15 protein-coding genes and 2 tRNA genes are annotated in these 15,472 nt (G+C 43.9%); 7 read left to right on the forward strand and 10 right to left on the reverse strand.

What is annotated here, in order from left to right:
• Positions 1–45 precede the first annotated feature (45 nt).
• On the forward strand, positions 46–1,140 hold the full coding sequence (locus A3L04_RS06845; RefSeq protein ID WP_068578190.1) for an ATP-binding protein: 1,095 nt from the start codon (positions 46–48) through the stop codon (positions 1,138–1,140).
• On the opposite strand, the gene for is transcribed toward A3L04_RS06845, so the two are convergent.
• Complete coding sequence (gene for, locus A3L04_RS06850; RefSeq protein WP_068578192.1) at positions 1,141–3,000, reverse strand: tungsten-containing formaldehyde ferredoxin oxidoreductase; 1,860 nt, start codon at positions 2,998–3,000, stop codon at positions 1,141–1,143. It abuts the gene before it with no gap.
• Positions 3,001–3,150: 150 nt separating this feature from the next.
• Here for and A3L04_RS06855 point away from each other — a divergent pair, with 150 nt between their 5' ends.
• The 4 genes from A3L04_RS06855 to A3L04_RS06870 all read left to right on the forward strand — a co-directional run bounded on the left by A3L04_RS06855 (position 3,151) and on the right by A3L04_RS06870 (position 4,670).
• Entirely contained in the window at positions 3,151–3,648 is a 498-nt protein-coding gene (locus tag A3L04_RS06855) for a DUF2118 family protein (RefSeq protein WP_068578194.1), read from the forward strand.
• 11 nt (positions 3,649–3,659) lie between these two features.
• On the forward strand, positions 3,660–4,481 hold the full coding sequence (locus A3L04_RS06860; RefSeq protein ID WP_068578196.1) for an ATPase: 822 nt from the start codon (positions 3,660–3,662) through the stop codon (positions 4,479–4,481).
• A 29-nt stretch (positions 4,482–4,510) separates the two neighbouring features.
• A tRNA-Glu gene (locus A3L04_RS06865) sits at positions 4,511–4,588 on the forward strand.
• 4 nt (positions 4,589–4,592) lie between these two features.
• Positions 4,593–4,670, forward strand: a tRNA-Ile gene (locus A3L04_RS06870).
• 61 nt (positions 4,671–4,731) lie between these two features.
• Here the strand turns inward: A3L04_RS06870 and A3L04_RS06875 are convergent.
• The 4 genes from A3L04_RS06875 to A3L04_RS06890 all read right to left on the reverse strand — a co-directional run bounded on the left by A3L04_RS06875 (position 4,732) and on the right by A3L04_RS06890 (position 6,937).
• Complete coding sequence (locus A3L04_RS06875) at positions 4,732–5,739, reverse strand: histone deacetylase family protein (protein ID WP_068578198.1); 1,008 nt, start codon at positions 5,737–5,739, stop codon at positions 4,732–4,734.
• A gap of 83 nt (positions 5,740–5,822) precedes the next feature.
• Complete coding sequence (locus A3L04_RS06880; RefSeq protein ID WP_068578199.1) at positions 5,823–6,074, reverse strand: 50S ribosomal protein L14e; 252 nt, start codon at positions 6,072–6,074, stop codon at positions 5,823–5,825.
• A gap of 12 nt (positions 6,075–6,086) precedes the next feature.
• Positions 6,087–6,653 (reverse strand): (d)CMP kinase, encoded by a 567-nt coding sequence (gene cmk, locus A3L04_RS06885; protein ID WP_068578201.1) that lies wholly within the window; start codon positions 6,651–6,653, stop codon positions 6,087–6,089.
• An 11-nt stretch (positions 6,654–6,664) separates the two neighbouring features.
• Entirely contained in the window at positions 6,665–6,937 is a 273-nt protein-coding gene (locus A3L04_RS06890) for a 50S ribosomal protein L34e (RefSeq protein ID WP_068578203.1), read from the reverse strand.
• Positions 6,938–7,033: 96 nt separating this feature from the next.
• Here A3L04_RS06890 and A3L04_RS06895 point away from each other — a divergent pair, with 96 nt between their 5' ends.
• Positions 7,034–7,276 carry a hypothetical protein gene (locus A3L04_RS06895; RefSeq protein WP_068578205.1) on the forward strand — a complete coding sequence of 81 codons (243 nt, stop codon included), beginning with the start codon at positions 7,034–7,036 and terminating at the stop codon, positions 7,274–7,276.
• 112 nt (positions 7,277–7,388) lie between these two features.
• Here A3L04_RS06895 and A3L04_RS06900 read toward each other — a convergent pair whose 3' ends face one another.
• On the reverse strand, positions 7,389–9,251 hold the full coding sequence (locus tag A3L04_RS06900; protein ID WP_068578207.1) for a prolyl oligopeptidase family serine peptidase: 1,863 nt from the start codon (positions 9,249–9,251) through the stop codon (positions 7,389–7,391).
• An 84-nt stretch (positions 9,252–9,335) separates the two neighbouring features.
• On the opposite strand from A3L04_RS06900, the gene A3L04_RS06905 reads away from it, so the two are divergent.
• Complete coding sequence (locus tag A3L04_RS06905; RefSeq protein ID WP_068578209.1) at positions 9,336–10,718, forward strand: ATP-binding protein; 1,383 nt, start codon at positions 9,336–9,338, stop codon at positions 10,716–10,718.
• Here A3L04_RS06905 and A3L04_RS06910 read toward each other — a convergent pair.
• Genes A3L04_RS06910 through A3L04_RS06925 form a run of 4 tightly spaced genes read right to left on the reverse strand, consistent with a single transcriptional unit; the run spans position 10,671 to position 15,454 of the window.
• Positions 10,671–11,840, reverse strand: coding sequence for an MFS transporter (locus A3L04_RS06910; RefSeq protein WP_068578211.1), 1,170 nt, complete (start codon positions 11,838–11,840; stop codon positions 10,671–10,673). The two genes, A3L04_RS06905 and A3L04_RS06910, sit on opposite strands and share 48 nt — an antisense overlap.
• A 38-nt stretch (positions 11,841–11,878) precedes the next feature.
• Positions 11,879–13,888, reverse strand: coding sequence for a hypothetical protein (locus A3L04_RS06915; RefSeq protein ID WP_068578212.1), 2,010 nt, complete (start codon positions 13,886–13,888; stop codon positions 11,879–11,881).
• Positions 13,881–14,438 carry a hypothetical protein gene (locus A3L04_RS06920; protein WP_068578215.1) on the reverse strand — a complete coding sequence of 186 codons (558 nt, stop codon included), beginning with the start codon at positions 14,436–14,438 and terminating at the stop codon, positions 13,881–13,883. Before A3L04_RS06920 ends, A3L04_RS06915 begins: the two co-directional genes overlap by 8 nt.
• Positions 14,435–15,454 (reverse strand): hypothetical protein, encoded by a 1,020-nt coding sequence (locus A3L04_RS06925; protein ID WP_157895691.1) that lies wholly within the window; start codon positions 15,452–15,454, stop codon positions 14,435–14,437. Before A3L04_RS06925 ends, A3L04_RS06920 begins: the two co-directional genes overlap by 4 nt.
• Between the last annotated feature and the right edge of the window lie 18 nt (positions 15,455–15,472).

A 15,472-nucleotide genomic window follows, 5' to 3' on the forward strand; every position in this document is an offset into this window, starting at 1 on the left:
GTATTTGGATATACTCAAAAATTAATCAAGGAGGCATAGTAAACAATGGATCGACTACAACTACTTCAAATTCAGAGATGTGAAGAAGAGTTTGAGAAAGCCCTGGCCCTTGGTCAATATGATAGAGCAAGGCTAATAGCCTTGAGATGTTCAGAGTTGCTTAGAAGGCTGGCTAGCGAGAACTTATCCGTATCCCACATTCTCTTGGAGCAAGCAAGAGCTTGGGAACAGAAAGCCAAAAACATTCACAAGAGAAAAGAAAAAAGGAAGGATGAATACGTTGATAAGATAAAAATCCTAATTAAGAAAAGTACTGTAACTTGGAATGACATAGGGGGACTTAGTGAGGCTAAAAAACTAGTTTCCCAGGCCGTCGGTTTGAGCATAGCAAAATCCCCTGTAGAACCTCCACAGGGGATCCTCCTCTTTGGACCTCCAGGAACGGGAAAAAGCCTCTTAGCAAGTGCAGTTGCCAATGGCCTAAATGCAACTTTCTTTAGTGTCAAGGCAAGTGATTTACTGAGTAAGTATTTTGGAGAATCTTCAAAGTTAGTCTCAGCATTATTTTCCTTAGCCAGGCAACTTAGCCCTAGTGTAATTTTCATAGATGAAGTAGATTCCCTAACCATGAAGAGAACTAGCCTAGATGACGCCGCTAGGAGAATGATAGGGACGCTTCTAGCAGAGATAGATGGATTTAAAGACAGTACGGGGAAGGTAATATTGTTAACAGCTACAAATGCTCCTTGGGATCTTGATGAGGCGATGTTATCAAGGTTGCCAATAAGAATTTACGTTCCTCTTCCTGACGTCAAGGCTGCTGTTGAGATATTTAAGATACACCTCAGAGGCCTACAATACAAGCTGAACTTGATAAAGCTAGCCAAGGAAGCCGTGAAAAGGCTATACTCTGGAAGGGAAATAGCAAATGTTGTTAAATTGGCTTCAATGAAAATGCTTGAAGAGATGAATCCAGAGTTAATGGATCCTCTGAAAATACCCTCACTCACGGGAAAAGAACTTGCCGTGAGACCATTGGAGATGAATGACTTTAAGGAAGCATTTAAGAAAGTTAAAAGCCCTGTTACGAAAATGGAGATAAGAAAGTATGAAAAGTGGGCGAGAGAGTTTGCAATCTGATCACTCGAGCTTCGTAACTTTCTCAAGCTCTGAAATGACGAAGTCAAGGCCAAGCTTCTGAAGGGTTTCCTTCTTCGGAATTCCCCTCTCGTCCCAGCCCCTAATCCTGTAGTACTCTGAGAGCAGTGCATCGTACTTCTCCTTGTCAAGGTGCTGGCCCTTGTATGGACCACTCTTGAGGGAATCAACGAACCACCTCTTTGGTGGATAGTCCTTGGTTCTATCCCAGTTGCCATTGAACTCCCTAACCCAGTAAGCCCTGATAAGTGCATAGAGCCTGTCAGCTGCCGTGTACAGGTCATCCCATGTGTATGTAACCCCAGTTATCGCCTTGAGGAGCTTTGGATAGTAGTCTAGGCTCAAGCCGATTTCAACCCATGGGAGCCTACATGCGGTGAGCATCTCAAAGAGTCCACCCCTGAGCCTCTGCAACTCAACGACTTTCTGAGCCTTTATTGGATCATAGGTTATCTTGTACTCGACCTTCTTAGCCTGCTCTCCCTCAATTGGTGCCGTTCCTATCTCCCATGCTATTACCCAAGCCTCCTTGTGGTGGGCACCTATTGATGAAGTTCCGTAAGCTAGGGCCATTGCAGGATAGATGTAGCTGTTGTATCCGCTAACCTCTAGGCCCTTAACGTGCATTGCGAAGCTGTCATCCCCCAGCTTCTCTGCCATTCTCATGACTCCCTCGGCTGCGAAGTTGCCAAGTTCGCCTCTTCTGTAGGCTATGTCATAAGCGAGTTGTTTAGCACCTTTGAAGTCACCAAACTCTGGACCTTCCTTGAGAAGTCCTTTCTCCTTAGCCTCCATGACAAATCCTATTGAGACTCCAAGGCTTATCGTATCCATACCCATGTCATCTGCAATCCTGTTAAGGACAGCTACTTCATTTAGCTTTCCAATCCCAAGGTTTGAGCCTAATAAGGCAACGTTCTCATAGTCAAGTTCGCTCTCCTGTCCTTCAGCATCCAGGACAACGTTTCCACAGGGCATGTTACAGTACGGACAGCCTCTCTGCTTGACCTTCATTCCCTCTAGCGTATAACCATCAATTGACCTTGCGAATTCGAACTGGCCATCCTGGAAGTTTCTCGTTGGCAGTGCATAGTTCTCGTTAGTCCACTCTACTGCAGCCATTGTTCCCTGTCTCTTCCAGAACGGATATCCTGGGGCGTTGAGAATTGCCTCATAAGCCTCCTGGCTGAGCTTTCTTAGTTCATCCTTGTCAGCAACTGGTATTTCCTTTGTACCCTTAATTACCACAGCCTTCAGGTTCTTGCTTCCCATTACAGCACCCATTCCGGGCCTTCCTGCGGCCCTTCCCTCCTGTGACATTACAACAGCGTACCTAACTAGGTTCTCACCGGCGGGACCTATGCTGAGAATTCCAACATTCTTCCCATGTATCTTCTTAAGCTCCCTCTCGGTCTCGAAGGTTCCCTTACCCCACAATCCTTCAGCACTCAAAATGCTCACGTTATCATCTTCAATGTAGATGTAAACGGGTTTCTTTGCCTTACCCTCAACAACCAAAGCATCGTAACCAGCCTTTCTCAGGTGAACGGTTGCCATTGTACCTAGGTTACCGTCACCATAACCGCCCGTGAGGGGGCTCTTGGCTGCGACAACCATCTTTCCACCGCTTGGAGTTGGGAGACCGTTGAAGGGGCCTGAAGCAAATATTAATTTGTTCTCGGGGCTGAGAGGATCAACGTTCTTAACTTCATTCCACAAAATCCACGCGGCTAATCCCCTACCTCCAATGAACTTTTTTGCAATTTCTTCGGGATATTCCTGAACTTTTACTTCTCCCGTGGTCAAGTTAACTCTAAGAATCCTTCCCCACCAGCCTTTCATTGTAATCCACCACTTGACGTTTGTTAAGGCATTCTAATAAATGTTTTGTAGTCCGAAAATATTTACAACATTTGAAAGTTGTAAACAGGTTTGTTGACCCTCCCTCAACATTTAAAGCTAATAAGCGTTTCGTAGTAGGGGGTGGAATATATGGCAAGAATACCTCAATTATATGTTGAAGCAACATATGACGAATGCTTTGATGAAGATGGAAGGGCCAAGTATGACTGCATAGTCATCCAAGACAACATCGAGCTCAGACTAAAGAAAGGAGAAAAGCTTCCGGAGTTTATAAACAAGGACAGAGCAAAGTTTTTAGCAAAAGAGGTTTACGATAGGTTCCACTTCTACGTTGATCAGTACGAGCACAGGATGAAGGTGGATGCGATTATAATTTATCCAGATAGAAGAACTAGAATAGAGCTCAAGAAAGGAGACGAACTCCTACTGCTTCCGGTAGAAGGGTACGTAGTTACCCTAATAGCAGACGTTGGAAACAGAGTTAGGACTGGAGATGCATTCGCAGCTGTAACTACTAAGAAGGGAGAGATTCACTATATGAAGCCTCCAAGGCCAGGAACTGTCGTCTACATAGATGAGTTCACGAATAGGCCAAACTACGTCTACTACATACTTCCGGAAGAGTGAGGGAGGTGGTCATGGTATCCCTGCTGATAGTTGGCATACTTCCCTATGATTCAGGTAAGACAACGTTAGCACTATCCCTAATAAGAGAGGCCCTAGAGCATGGAATCGACGTTGGAGTAGCAAAGCCAGTAAGTGGTTTCAATGGATGGTACCAGTATGAATATCTTCTCAAAAGTGTGGAGTTTGGATTTTTGATAGGTGAGGACTCTTACAAGTTACACATAACGGCAAAAAGCTCGGATCCAGTACACCTTGAGAGCCCCGTTACGGCACTTCTACTACCTCCAGATCCCGAGAGAGTTGGATGGAAGAGCTCTTCATACACTGCAATATCATACCACACGAACGTTGTTCTCTTAAGAATCCTTGAAGATCACTTTTACGTTCCTGATAACATTAAGAAGCTCACACGGCCAATGCAAGAGATCATAGAGCCATTAATAGAGACTACAAAACCCATTGAAATAAAGGCCGATGAAGTTCAATACCTAGTGATGAGAGGACGAGAGGAAGCAGATAAGGCTTTGGGAATTATACAGAACCACCATGAACTGACCATAATTGAGTCCTACAACAATCTCGCCGCTCCCTGCACTTCAGCTCTAGCTTCCGATCTCATAATAGCTGTAGCCCCAGGGAAGGCCGTTCTTTTTGATGGAGACCAGTACAAAAAGGCCATTTATGCCATTTCAAGCATTAAGGAACCGTGGAGAGTTGTCACAGAAGATTTAATGCCTCTATTAAAGCCTCTCAAAAAGTTCGAGTTTAAACCTGGGGAAGTAAGTGGCCTGCTTAATAGTGTATTGGAGATTCTTGAAGCGAAAACTTTTTAAATGCGATTTGGGGGAGAACTATTGGGCGTGCCCCGGTGGTGTAGCCCGGTCAATCATGCGGGACTCTCGATCCCGCGACCCGGGTTCAAATCCCGGCCGGGGCACCAGCATGGGCCCGTGGCTCAGCCTGGTTAGAGCGCCCGCCTGATAAGCGGGAGGTCCGGGGTTCGAAGCCCCGCGGGCCCACCAGAACTAGTCTTCACATTAAAACGTCCCATACTTTGTTTCCTATTTTTTTTCGATAATTAAACTAAAAAGACCACCAAGGACTTAAAATATCCTTCACTTCTTCAACGATTTTAAGCGTTTCATAGCTAGGTTGCCCATTGTCTTTGGCTTCTTTTTCCTCATAACCCTTAACAAAAGCAGGGAACCCTCTCTTTAGACCAACATCATAACCTCCCTCAAATATCATAGCAACAGGGTACCTTCTAAGAGAGGCTCCGGCATAAGAGAAGAACTTCTCAGTAAGCTTAAGGGTTGTTAACCCATCCCCTTTAAATCCATCAAACCCGGCAGACACTAAAACAACCTTGGGCTTAACATTTTCCAGGATAGAAACAACTATCTCATCCCAGGCAAATATATAATCCGAATCATTAGAATAATGAGGCATGGGAATATTTATTTTACTTCCTTTAGCTAATCCTCCACCTATCTCCCTTTCATAGCCAGTCCAAGGATAAATGTCCCGCTCATGGATGTCTATATGGATAACATCGGGATCCTGCCAGAATATTTCTTGAGTTCCATTTCCATGGTGGGCGTCAAAATCGATTATAACAATCTTTTCGAGATCTTCCTCCCTCAGAGCCAGAACTGCAGCGGCGACGTTGTTGAATATGCAAAAGCCGAGTGTTGGGGCACCCATCGCTTTTCCCCTCTTTCCTGCATGATGCCCTGGCGGTCTAACAAGAGCCATGTTTAGCCCTCCATATCGCAATGCCGCTAATGCTGCTAATTTTGATGCCCCCAAGGCCATGAGGGCTGCTTCCCAAGTTCCTGGGCACACGTAAGTGTCTGGATCAAGATACTTTCTCCCCTCCTCGACGGCCCTTTTAACGAGCTCAACGTATGCAGGGTCGTGAATCCTCTTAACAAAAGACTCGTCCACAGGGATTGGCTCAATAATTCTGTCATCGAGCATGAGTTCTCTTATAGCGGACATCAAAATCCATAATCTCCCAGGATTTTCTGGATGATAGTTTTCTGGCTTATGCTGTAGGAACTTTCGTGAGTAGTAAATCTCGCCTATCATAAGAAGCACCCTCTAAAGTTAAAACCCCTAGAGGTATATAGAAAAGCTCCTTATAAGGGTTTTTCAAAACAAAATTAGAAGGATCAGGCCAGGCTTATGCCGGCCTGTTCGAGGGCCTGCTTAACTTCCTCGTCGCTGGCGCCCCTTGGAATGTTGACCTTCTCCGGAAGGGGCTCGATGTGCTTGATGTTCATCCTCCTCCTCTTAACCTTGTTGAGGCCAGCCCCAGTAACCAGAACGAAGTTCTTGTCTATTATGTCCACAACAACTACCTTCTGACCAGCCCTTCTACCTGCAATAACTACAGCGATCCTACCAACCTCAATTGCAGGCATTCATCCCACCTCCTATTCTTTTTTCGACCCCGCGTCGCCGACGGGGTCAAGGTGGTCGATGGCAGCCTTCACAATTGCGAAGACCCCATCGGGCGACCATTTAGAGGTGTCAATTATCAAATCGTAAATCGAAAGGTCGTTGATGTCGATACCATACAGGTTTAAATACCTTTTCCTGTTCTGCTTTTCCCTCTCGGCTATCTTCATAAACGCCTCTTCAACACTAATACCTTCCCTTCTAGCAACCCTCTCAGCTCTAACCCTGATTGGAGCATCAAGCCATATTTTCAAGTCAGCGTTCTTGACCATCCATCCGGCCAATCTGCCCTCTATAACAACATTGCATTCCTTTGCAGCCTCGATCTGCCTCCTATCGACTTCTCTGTCAATCTCGGGGTGAAGCTCAGCATACTTCTGAAACTCTTCTAAGCTCATGCCCATTTCCTTGGCCATCTGCCTGAATATTAACCCGGCATAGACGTGCTTAAGGCCGTAGTGCTGAGCAAGCTTCCTACATAGCGTGGTCGTTCCTGAGCCAGCCAAACCGCTGACCGTTATGACGAGGCACCCCTTTGGCATGGGGCACCCCTTCAGGCAACGAGCTGAGATCTAATCTGCTCCTTCATTACCCTACGCATGCACTTGGGGCAGAGGTATGGCATTGGCCTCTCTGGCCTCTTCTTGGTCTTTGGTAACTTCCTCATCTCAACGGGCCTGCCCCTTGGTATTCCGTTGAGAGGTCTGCCGCAGATGGCACAGTGAGCTATCTTAGGCTTTCTTCTCTCGAAGTGTACTACAACCCTCCCTCCTGGGGTCCTGACGTACTTCCTCCTCCATGACCTTGACCTGTACATTGGCTTCATTCTCTCCACCTCGCTTTAGGCATTAAGAGGGATGTTTTTAAATTTAACCAAAGGCTTAAATTTAAAAGCCCACGACCCAAGCAGGGTGTGATGACGATGGAGCCAAAGCCGATGATATTCGAGGGAGATCCCGAAGTAATAGGTGGGGCGGAAGAGGAAGTTGATGCGGGGGAAGAAACCGTTGAGCAATTCTTCGCTCACAGCAAGGGAAATACGATCTATGTATCTTTCGCGACAACCGATATGAAGATAACCATAGGAATTTCTCACGACAAGGCAACTTTAGAAGAACTCGTAAAGGCCGTGAAAGAATTACTCTTGGAGTTTAAGAGGAAGTGACATTGTTCATGCATATGAACGAAATGCATGCATATTGTTCATGCATGTGAACAAGAAAAGTTTGAGGTCTCGATTTTAAGTGGAATAAAAGCAAGAAAAATAGGAGATATATTTATTGGACAACTTTGTCCCATAGAACTCTTGTGACAAATGCAAGCAAATCGGTGAGCTCCCTTGCCCTCGTTTCAGGTGAAGCACCCATGTGACCACTCTTAGTTTCGACCCTAAGGTACACTGGGGCATTAACTTCCTTGAGCTTCATGAAGAACTTCAATGCATGAGCAGGGTGAACCCTGTCATCGTGCAGGCCAGTGTAGATAAGGGTTGGGGGATATTTCTGAGGCTTAACGTTGTGGTAGGGCGAGTACTTCAGCAGAAACTCCCTGTCCTTTGGATCATCGGGATTTCCATATTCCGGAATCCAGACGCTTCCTATGTACAGCTTGTGGAACCTGAGCATGTCAATCACTGGATAGCCAATTAGGGCGGCATCCATAACATCCGGCCTTTGAACGAGCGTTGCTGAGACCAAAAGCCCTCCGTTACTCCTTCCCCAAGCTGCAACCTTGTAGCCTTCAGCTTTAAGTTTGCTCAGAACGGCGATAAAGTCGTCAAAGACGTTCTGCTTGTTCTCCCTCATTCCTGCACGATGCCACTCCTCCCCGTACTCGCTACCTCCCCTCAAGTTGGCCATCGCAAATACTCCACCGCGCTTTATGAACGGAATTACCTGGGGGAAGAACCTTGGCGTTAGAGAGATGTTGAAGCCACCGTAGCCAAAGACCCAGGCTTTCTTTTCATCTTTCTCCCCCTTCACGATGAAGTAGTGGATCCTCGTTCCGTCCTTAGATATTGCAAAGTCCTCCTCAACCTTGAAGTTGCCCTCGATTCTTTTTTCATCGATTAACCTTAGTTCATCCTTCAGCTCGTATATTCTGTAGGGAACAGTAAAGCTCTCGTACCTTAAGATAACCCTTTCATCGTCTTTATCCAAGGGATAAACGCTCCCAGGGAAGTCAAAAGTGAAATCCCTCACCTTCTTGCCGTCCAAGGTGTAAACTTCAATCCTGTGACTCGCGTGAACGAGCCTTCCCGCTACCATCTTGTCCTTAACGATGACCGCCCACTCAAGGGGGAACTGGCCTTCCGGAACTACTTCCTCCACCTGGCCATCCTTTAATGCGATGATCTTCCCGAGACCTTCCCCCTCCCTTGTCAGGATGAAGAGCTTCCCATCAACTACATCTATGGGCTCCGCCGGAACCTCCGCCGAATAAACTTTCTTCCACTCTTCAGGCTTGTCAATAGGTCCAAGGTATATCTCGGCCTTGTTCCACCCGTACGTTACCGTGAGCATTGCGTACTTCTCATCCGAACTCTTTGAAAGCCCCATAAAGTAGCCCGAGCCAAGGCCCTCGCCGAATACCATCTTTTCCCCTTCTTCGTCCTTCCAGAAAAGCCTCTCAGCTGGGGGATTTACACCGTCAGGAGTCTTCTCCTTCCTATAAAAGCGAGCGAAGTAGTAGCCATTTCCCAGGAACACTATGTTCCAGACCGAGGGTGTTATCTCCTCTATTACATCTCCTGTTTCGAGGTCTATTATCTTCGTTGTTCCCTCATCGGCACCTCCTATTGAGAAGCTGTACGCCAACCTCTTTCCCTCCCTGTCTGTAGTGAAGCCCTGCAAGAGAACCTCATCGCCAATTTCCTTTTCTAGCTCCTTGGAGTCAACTATAACCTCACCGTTAAGCCATCTTATGACCTGCCTGTCCTTCTCCCTCATCGAGACTATTATTCCCCTCTTAGTTATCCTCGCCGAACCTACAGTTGGTATAGAGAAGTACTCCCAAACTTCCGGGAACAGTTTATCGCTCAGTTCTCCCACGAACTCCTTGAACCTTCTGTTTTCCTCTTCGACTAGCTTTAGAACCCTTTCATCCTGCAGGTTTTCCATCCAAATGTAGGGATCTTCCATGAAAACCACCATCTGAACGTTAAGCTTTGGGATTAATAAGCTTTGATGAGAAGGTTTAAATTTAATAACATAATATTTAATATTATGGTATTAAAATTTATCGACAGAGAGTTTGAGCTGGAAGAGCTAGAAAAGAGGTACAAAGAAAGTAGGACTCACCTAATTCTGATCTACGGAAGGAGAAGAATAGGAAAGACGGAGCTAGTTAAACAGTTCATAAGGGATAAGAAAAGCTTCTACTTCCTTGCGCGGAAGGAGCCAATGGAACTTGAAATCAGCAGGCTAATAAAAAGCTTCAACAGGAAGTTCAACGTGTTCATAGAGGCTGAAAGTTTGGAGGAGTTCTTCGCGGAGCTTAAGAAGTTCGGGAAGATAGTTGTCGTGATTGACGAGTTTCCATATTGGATTGAGGAGGACAAATCAATCCCCTCACTCTTCCAGTATATCTGGGACGAAATATTGAAAGATTCAGAGGTAATGCTAATACTCCTAGGGTCATCCATCTCCACAATGGAAAGCCTTCTCAGCTATAAAAATCCCCTGTACGGGAGAAGAACAGCCCAGATAAAGCTATCCCCTCTAAGCTTTTTTCACCTCAGAGAGGCGTTTCCTAAGTATTCGTGGGAGGATCTCGTAAAAGTTTATGGTGTAATAGACGGTATTCCCGCGTATCTCCAGTACTTTGACGACTCACTAATGGTTGAGGAGAACATAGAGAGGAACTTCTATAACAAAGTCAGCGTTCTCTATGAGGACGCTGAGAGACTGCTCAAGGACGAGCTCAGAGAGCCGGTGACATATCTTAACATCCTGAAAGCAATAAACGATGGAAAAACTAAGCTAACGGAGATTGCAAACGAGACGAAAGTCGCAGTAACGAACCTTCCAAAGTACCTGAAAGTTCTCGAAACGCTCGACCTAATATACAAGGAGTTTCCGGTGACGGTAAGGGAGAGGAAGAGGTTTGGAATATACAGAGTTAAGGACTTTTACTACAAGTTCTGGCTTCGCTTCGTCTATCCATATAAGGACGATATTGAAATAGGGGCAATAACATTCTCAGACCTCCAAGAGGACTTCAACAAGTACCTCGGCGAGGTCTTTGAGAGGGTGTGCAGGGAGTTTCTAATAAGGATAAATGGAAAGAAATTGCCCTTCAAGTTCACCAAGATAGGAAGATGGTGGGATAAGGAACAGGAGATTGATATAGTTGCAATTAACAGTTTAACTGGAAATTCAGCATTTTTTGAGGTTAAATGGAGGACTCTTAACTATAGAGAGACAATAAAAATACTGAAGGAGTTAATTGAAAAGAGCGAAAGGGTGAACGTTAAAGGGAAAAAGTTTTATGGAATAATCGGAAAAGGGATCAAGGAAAAGGAAAAGCTTAAGGAGAGAGGTTTCTTGGTCTTTGACCTTTCAGACTTCGAATGGGTCCTCAGAGAGCCTGGGTCGAGGGAACGATGACGGCCCGGTACCTCGATGACGAGGGCTCATATCCAAGAATATCAGAAGTGTCGAAACTAAGTACGCTAGAGGGACAAGCAATAACGCCCTTTTGTAGCCTGCGATATCTATGAGCTTTCCGACAACGTAGGGACCAATTGTAGCTCCAAAAAACCCGACCATGTTCACGAAACCCATGACAACCCCCAAGTTTTCCTTTCCAGCCTTCTCTGATGTGTATGCAGTTATTATTCCACCAACCGAGTAAAGGAAGAAGCCAAGAGGTATTAAAAGGATTGGATTCGGCCAAATAAGTATAAGGAATGTAAAGAGAGCATTCATAAGAAAGGCCAGAGAAACGCTGACCTTCCCTATCCTATCGTAAAGGAAGCCAGCCGAAATGGAGCCCAAAATCCCTATCATCGAGAGCAGAGAGAACATTGCAGAAGCTTTTTCAAGGCTAGCTCCCTGGGAGACTAAGTACGAAACCAAGAAAGTTAGAAGGGCGAAGAACGCTCCAAGGCCCAGGAAATTTGCTAGGCTTAAGAGGAAGACATTTCCTGGGATTGAAAACCTCACAACTTCAGGCTTAGAAACCTCTCCTCTTACAGCAAAGGCAAGCAAAACCGCGACAAAGGAGCTCATAAGTGAGAGAACTAAGAATGAAAGCCTCCAGTTAAAGGTTAGAGCTATTGGAACGACTATTAGTGGGGTTACCCCGGTCCCTATTGCGGGACCAACCATGAAGAATCCAAGGGCCGAGCCCTTCTTCTCCCTGAAGACCTCGCTTATTAGGGCAGTTGCTGGTGCATAATATAATCCGGCAAATAATCCGTAGATAAATCTAACGATGAGCATGTCCCAATAATCCTTTGTGAGTACTATAAACGCTGACGATAGAGAATAACCAAGTATGCTGAGAACGAGCAACCTCTTCCTCCCGATTTTGTCTCCAATGTATCCCGCGGGAACCTGAATTAAGGCGTAAGGTAAGAGTAGGGACGTCATCAACAAGCCTATCTCAGCATTTGTAATATGAAGATCATCTCTTATTAGAGGTGCAAGGGAAGGAACTGCCATTCTGTGGGAGTAATTGAATATCCAGCCTAAGCTGACCAGTACTAGAATTATTAGCTTTCGCATGTTTAAACCAATATCTTAACGCTTAAAAATTTAACTTACTAAGAGCCTTTAATTTCTAGGTACACCCTATTTCCGCCAAAGACTCCAGGAGCGCTGAAGTTGTAGTACTGATTAAGCGTAACTTCACACGTAAACCCCGGAACTACATATGCTTCAAGTTTAATATAGCCTATGATCGTTGTTGAAGACGCAGATGTTTGAAGATATGTTGTTGTGTCATTGAGAGTAACTCCACCCTCTATTAATATTTCAGATGTTCTCTCACTTGTATTTTCTATCCATGCTCTAAATTTGAACCATTCAAATCCACTACAGTTAGTTGATACTAGCTTTAGCCATAAGGATACGGATTGAGCGGGTTCGCTCCAAATGTCCAAGGATATTAGCTCACTTTTAAATGCATATACATCTCCTCCAATGACGGTGTTATCTGGGGGATTCCAAAGAGTTACCGTATTCCCGTATTGGTCTGCTATTTTTATATACACAGTGCCTCCGAGACTTGTACCGTTTACTATGAATGTACAATCCTTAGGATTGCCTGTAGGACAGGATATTATCGCAGGAAGAGATATTGGAACTTTGGCAACTCCCGAAGAATCAACAGTGGCAGAAGACACATTATATTGAGTGGTCCCTACCTCTACCAAAATTGAGACGCTCCAATTTGGAGGAAGATTAGTAAAGTATACGTACTCAGGGCTTTTGTTTACAGTTATTATAAGGTTGTCAAAACTGACATTTAGTGTACCTGAAAGGTAGTAAGAGCCAATGGCGGCGTATGTAGGGGATATAACATTGTCATAAACTGGTCCGACTATCAATGTTCCATTAACCTTTAGGCTATGATCGCCTAAAGAATAGTTTCCCAGCATGCTATACCAATTTCCAGTAGAAATATTGTAGTAAGTCGAATTTAGTGTTGTCCATGTCCCATTATACCTTCTTATTTCCCCTCCAGAGACAACACTCGCAGAGCCCCCATAAAGGGTCCCATTTACTGACACTCCAGTTGCAAGAGCCGCATAATAAGCACTAGATCCTCCGCTCTGGGGGGCAAAATTAAGCTCTCTTGAAGGAGATGCCGAAGTATTGTATATGTATATCTCACTGTTATCAGTACCATATATAATGCTTGAGCCTGCCCAATCTAGCTGAGTCCATCCTGCAGGTGTTGAATTCACGTGAATTGTAAGATTTGAGACTATATTCGTGAGATCAACTGTAAAACTAGCATTTACATCCATATTAGTGGCTACGACATTACCATTGACCTTAACACTAATGACATAAATATCCGTGAATGATAATGTCCCGTCATAGTTATTTATCCATAAAGCAAAATATCCCGTCCCTGTAGAGCCGTCATGGTAATCTGATATATCAAATTCGACAACATCTCCGGGGGATACAGAATACAGAGTAACTCCATTGGACGTTATAGTACCAGCCCCCGTTGCCGTGACAATAATAGTTCCATAAACTTCAGAGTATCTACCATCAATGTTAAGAGTAAAATTATCATAAAGGGCACTACCGTTTATATTTCTATAAATTCCATAGGCATAAAGACCATCGAAGGTACTATTTAACAGCACAACATCAGAATAGCCGTATCCATCTAAAATACTCGAAACCACCCCAATAAATATTGGACTCCCCAGAATCTGTTTTGGAACATAAGCTATGCATTCACCACTCCCCGTTGGTGAAGAAGTTTGGGTGATATATACAAACTTCCCTGTTGAGTTATACTGCCACGCGCACGTAACATTTATGAGAGCTCCAGAAACGAAAGGATCACTATCAAAGGTATCCGCAAAAACAGCAGATCTTTCTACTCTTTGGAATGTAGAGTTTGCATAGATTATAGCTGTTGTATTGTAATCTCTTAAGTCCACTTCAGTTTGAGTAGTATTCTGACCAGAGAGCCACAGCACAGGAGTATCAACAGATATCGTGACATATAAGATACGCTCAGTGAATACGGTTGCCATAACAAATGAAATTAAGAGGATTATCAGTATAAACCCCCTTATTTTATCCATTCTGTTCACCCCATATCCTGTAATAATCCCCTAATAAATAGCCAAATAGAATCATCAGACTCAAGAAAAATATCCAGTATATAAACCTAAATTTTGAAAGGAGTGTATACATAAAAGTGTATGTAATGACAGGTTCATTGAAATACAAGACTCCTCCACTTCCAGAAACTTTCAATTGAGGAAGTAAAACAGGCAATATATCATCAACTGTCAGTCTTATGAGGGACATTAAAATCGAAAACATTAAAAGATTAGCAAGCAAAGCGAGGATTAAATATTTATCTAAGTTTCGGATCCAGTACAAAGTTAAAAAGACGAACGTTAGTATTATGTTGCCAAGCACAAGAACTGATAAAAAAGAGGTAGCGTCAAGTGCCTTAAACTCAACAGAAGTTCCAAAGTATGAGAGCTTGGATGATATCATTGAAACCATCCCGGAGACTGCATACCCTTCAAATCGGACTATGGGGAAGAACAGAGAAACTAGAGATAAACCTGATGTAATGCCAATATTAATAATTATCACACTCTTTAGATCTAATCTCCTCATTTTACCTTTACCCCCTTTCCCCTTTTCAAACCCCATAGAACATAATTGATTCTTATAAAATCAGCATTGTTACACTTTGTACCATTTGAAGGATATAGCTGTGTTGAAGAAAATGCTGGCAGAATAACACGTTTGCTACAGATAAGTTTTGTTGAGATATCGTTAGTTTTTATGAATTCCACATAAACGGGTATCGGAATTGGATTTTGATTTGTCAAAATTATCGTTCCATTGATATTTCTAAGAGCTAAATCTTCAAGCACTACACTTACTGGGAACTTCAATTTTAAATTACCATGGTTCAATTTCATGTCACATCTAACGAGAAATGATAGAGTCCCTTTAGTAATCAAAGTGGAAGATGTTTTGTTAATGCGCTCTTCACTCTCCTTATACACTTCTAAAAATATGTCAGAAGGCAGCTTTATGAAGACCTTGCTTCCATTGACCCACGAAGTAACGTTCTTGTATTCCCAAACATCGCAACTTACACTTTCAATGTTCATTTTGAGCTTTGAGTTGGTAATATAGACGTCAAATACAAGGAGGCTTTGGTTGTATATTATCTTATACCCACCGAATTCAGGAGTGGGAGGTTCGTATTTGAGCTCCCATTGAGGCACATAAAAAGCACCAAGGATGCCAAGACTCAGAGTAGTGTACACTATAATCATAGACCCTACACTAGGAAACTCCCTTATAACGATGACAAATAAAAGGATTAGCAAGATACCCAATACCCACATCGGAAAATCAGCCACAAGAACGTATTTTATATTGCCCTTTCTAATATTTACCTCTTGGTTAGCTCCAAGCGAATGCAGTACTAAAGAATCTCCCAAATTCGTAATAACTTTGCCGGAAATACATGCAGTATGAAAGAGGTCCATACAAGCCAGGACGGTATTTCCAGCCGATACATTCCTCAAGTATGTGGCTTCGCCAATACCCAGCCTATACTCAGGAGCATCAGAGACTATTATTAAGGCTATTGGGAAGCTTATAAGCTTGCCCATAAGGGTAAATACAAGAAA

Source organism: Thermococcus chitonophagus, assembly GCF_002214605.1.
In the GTDB taxonomy this organism is placed as follows: Archaea; Methanobacteriota_B; Thermococci; order Thermococcales; family Thermococcaceae; genus Pyrococcus; species Pyrococcus chitonophagus.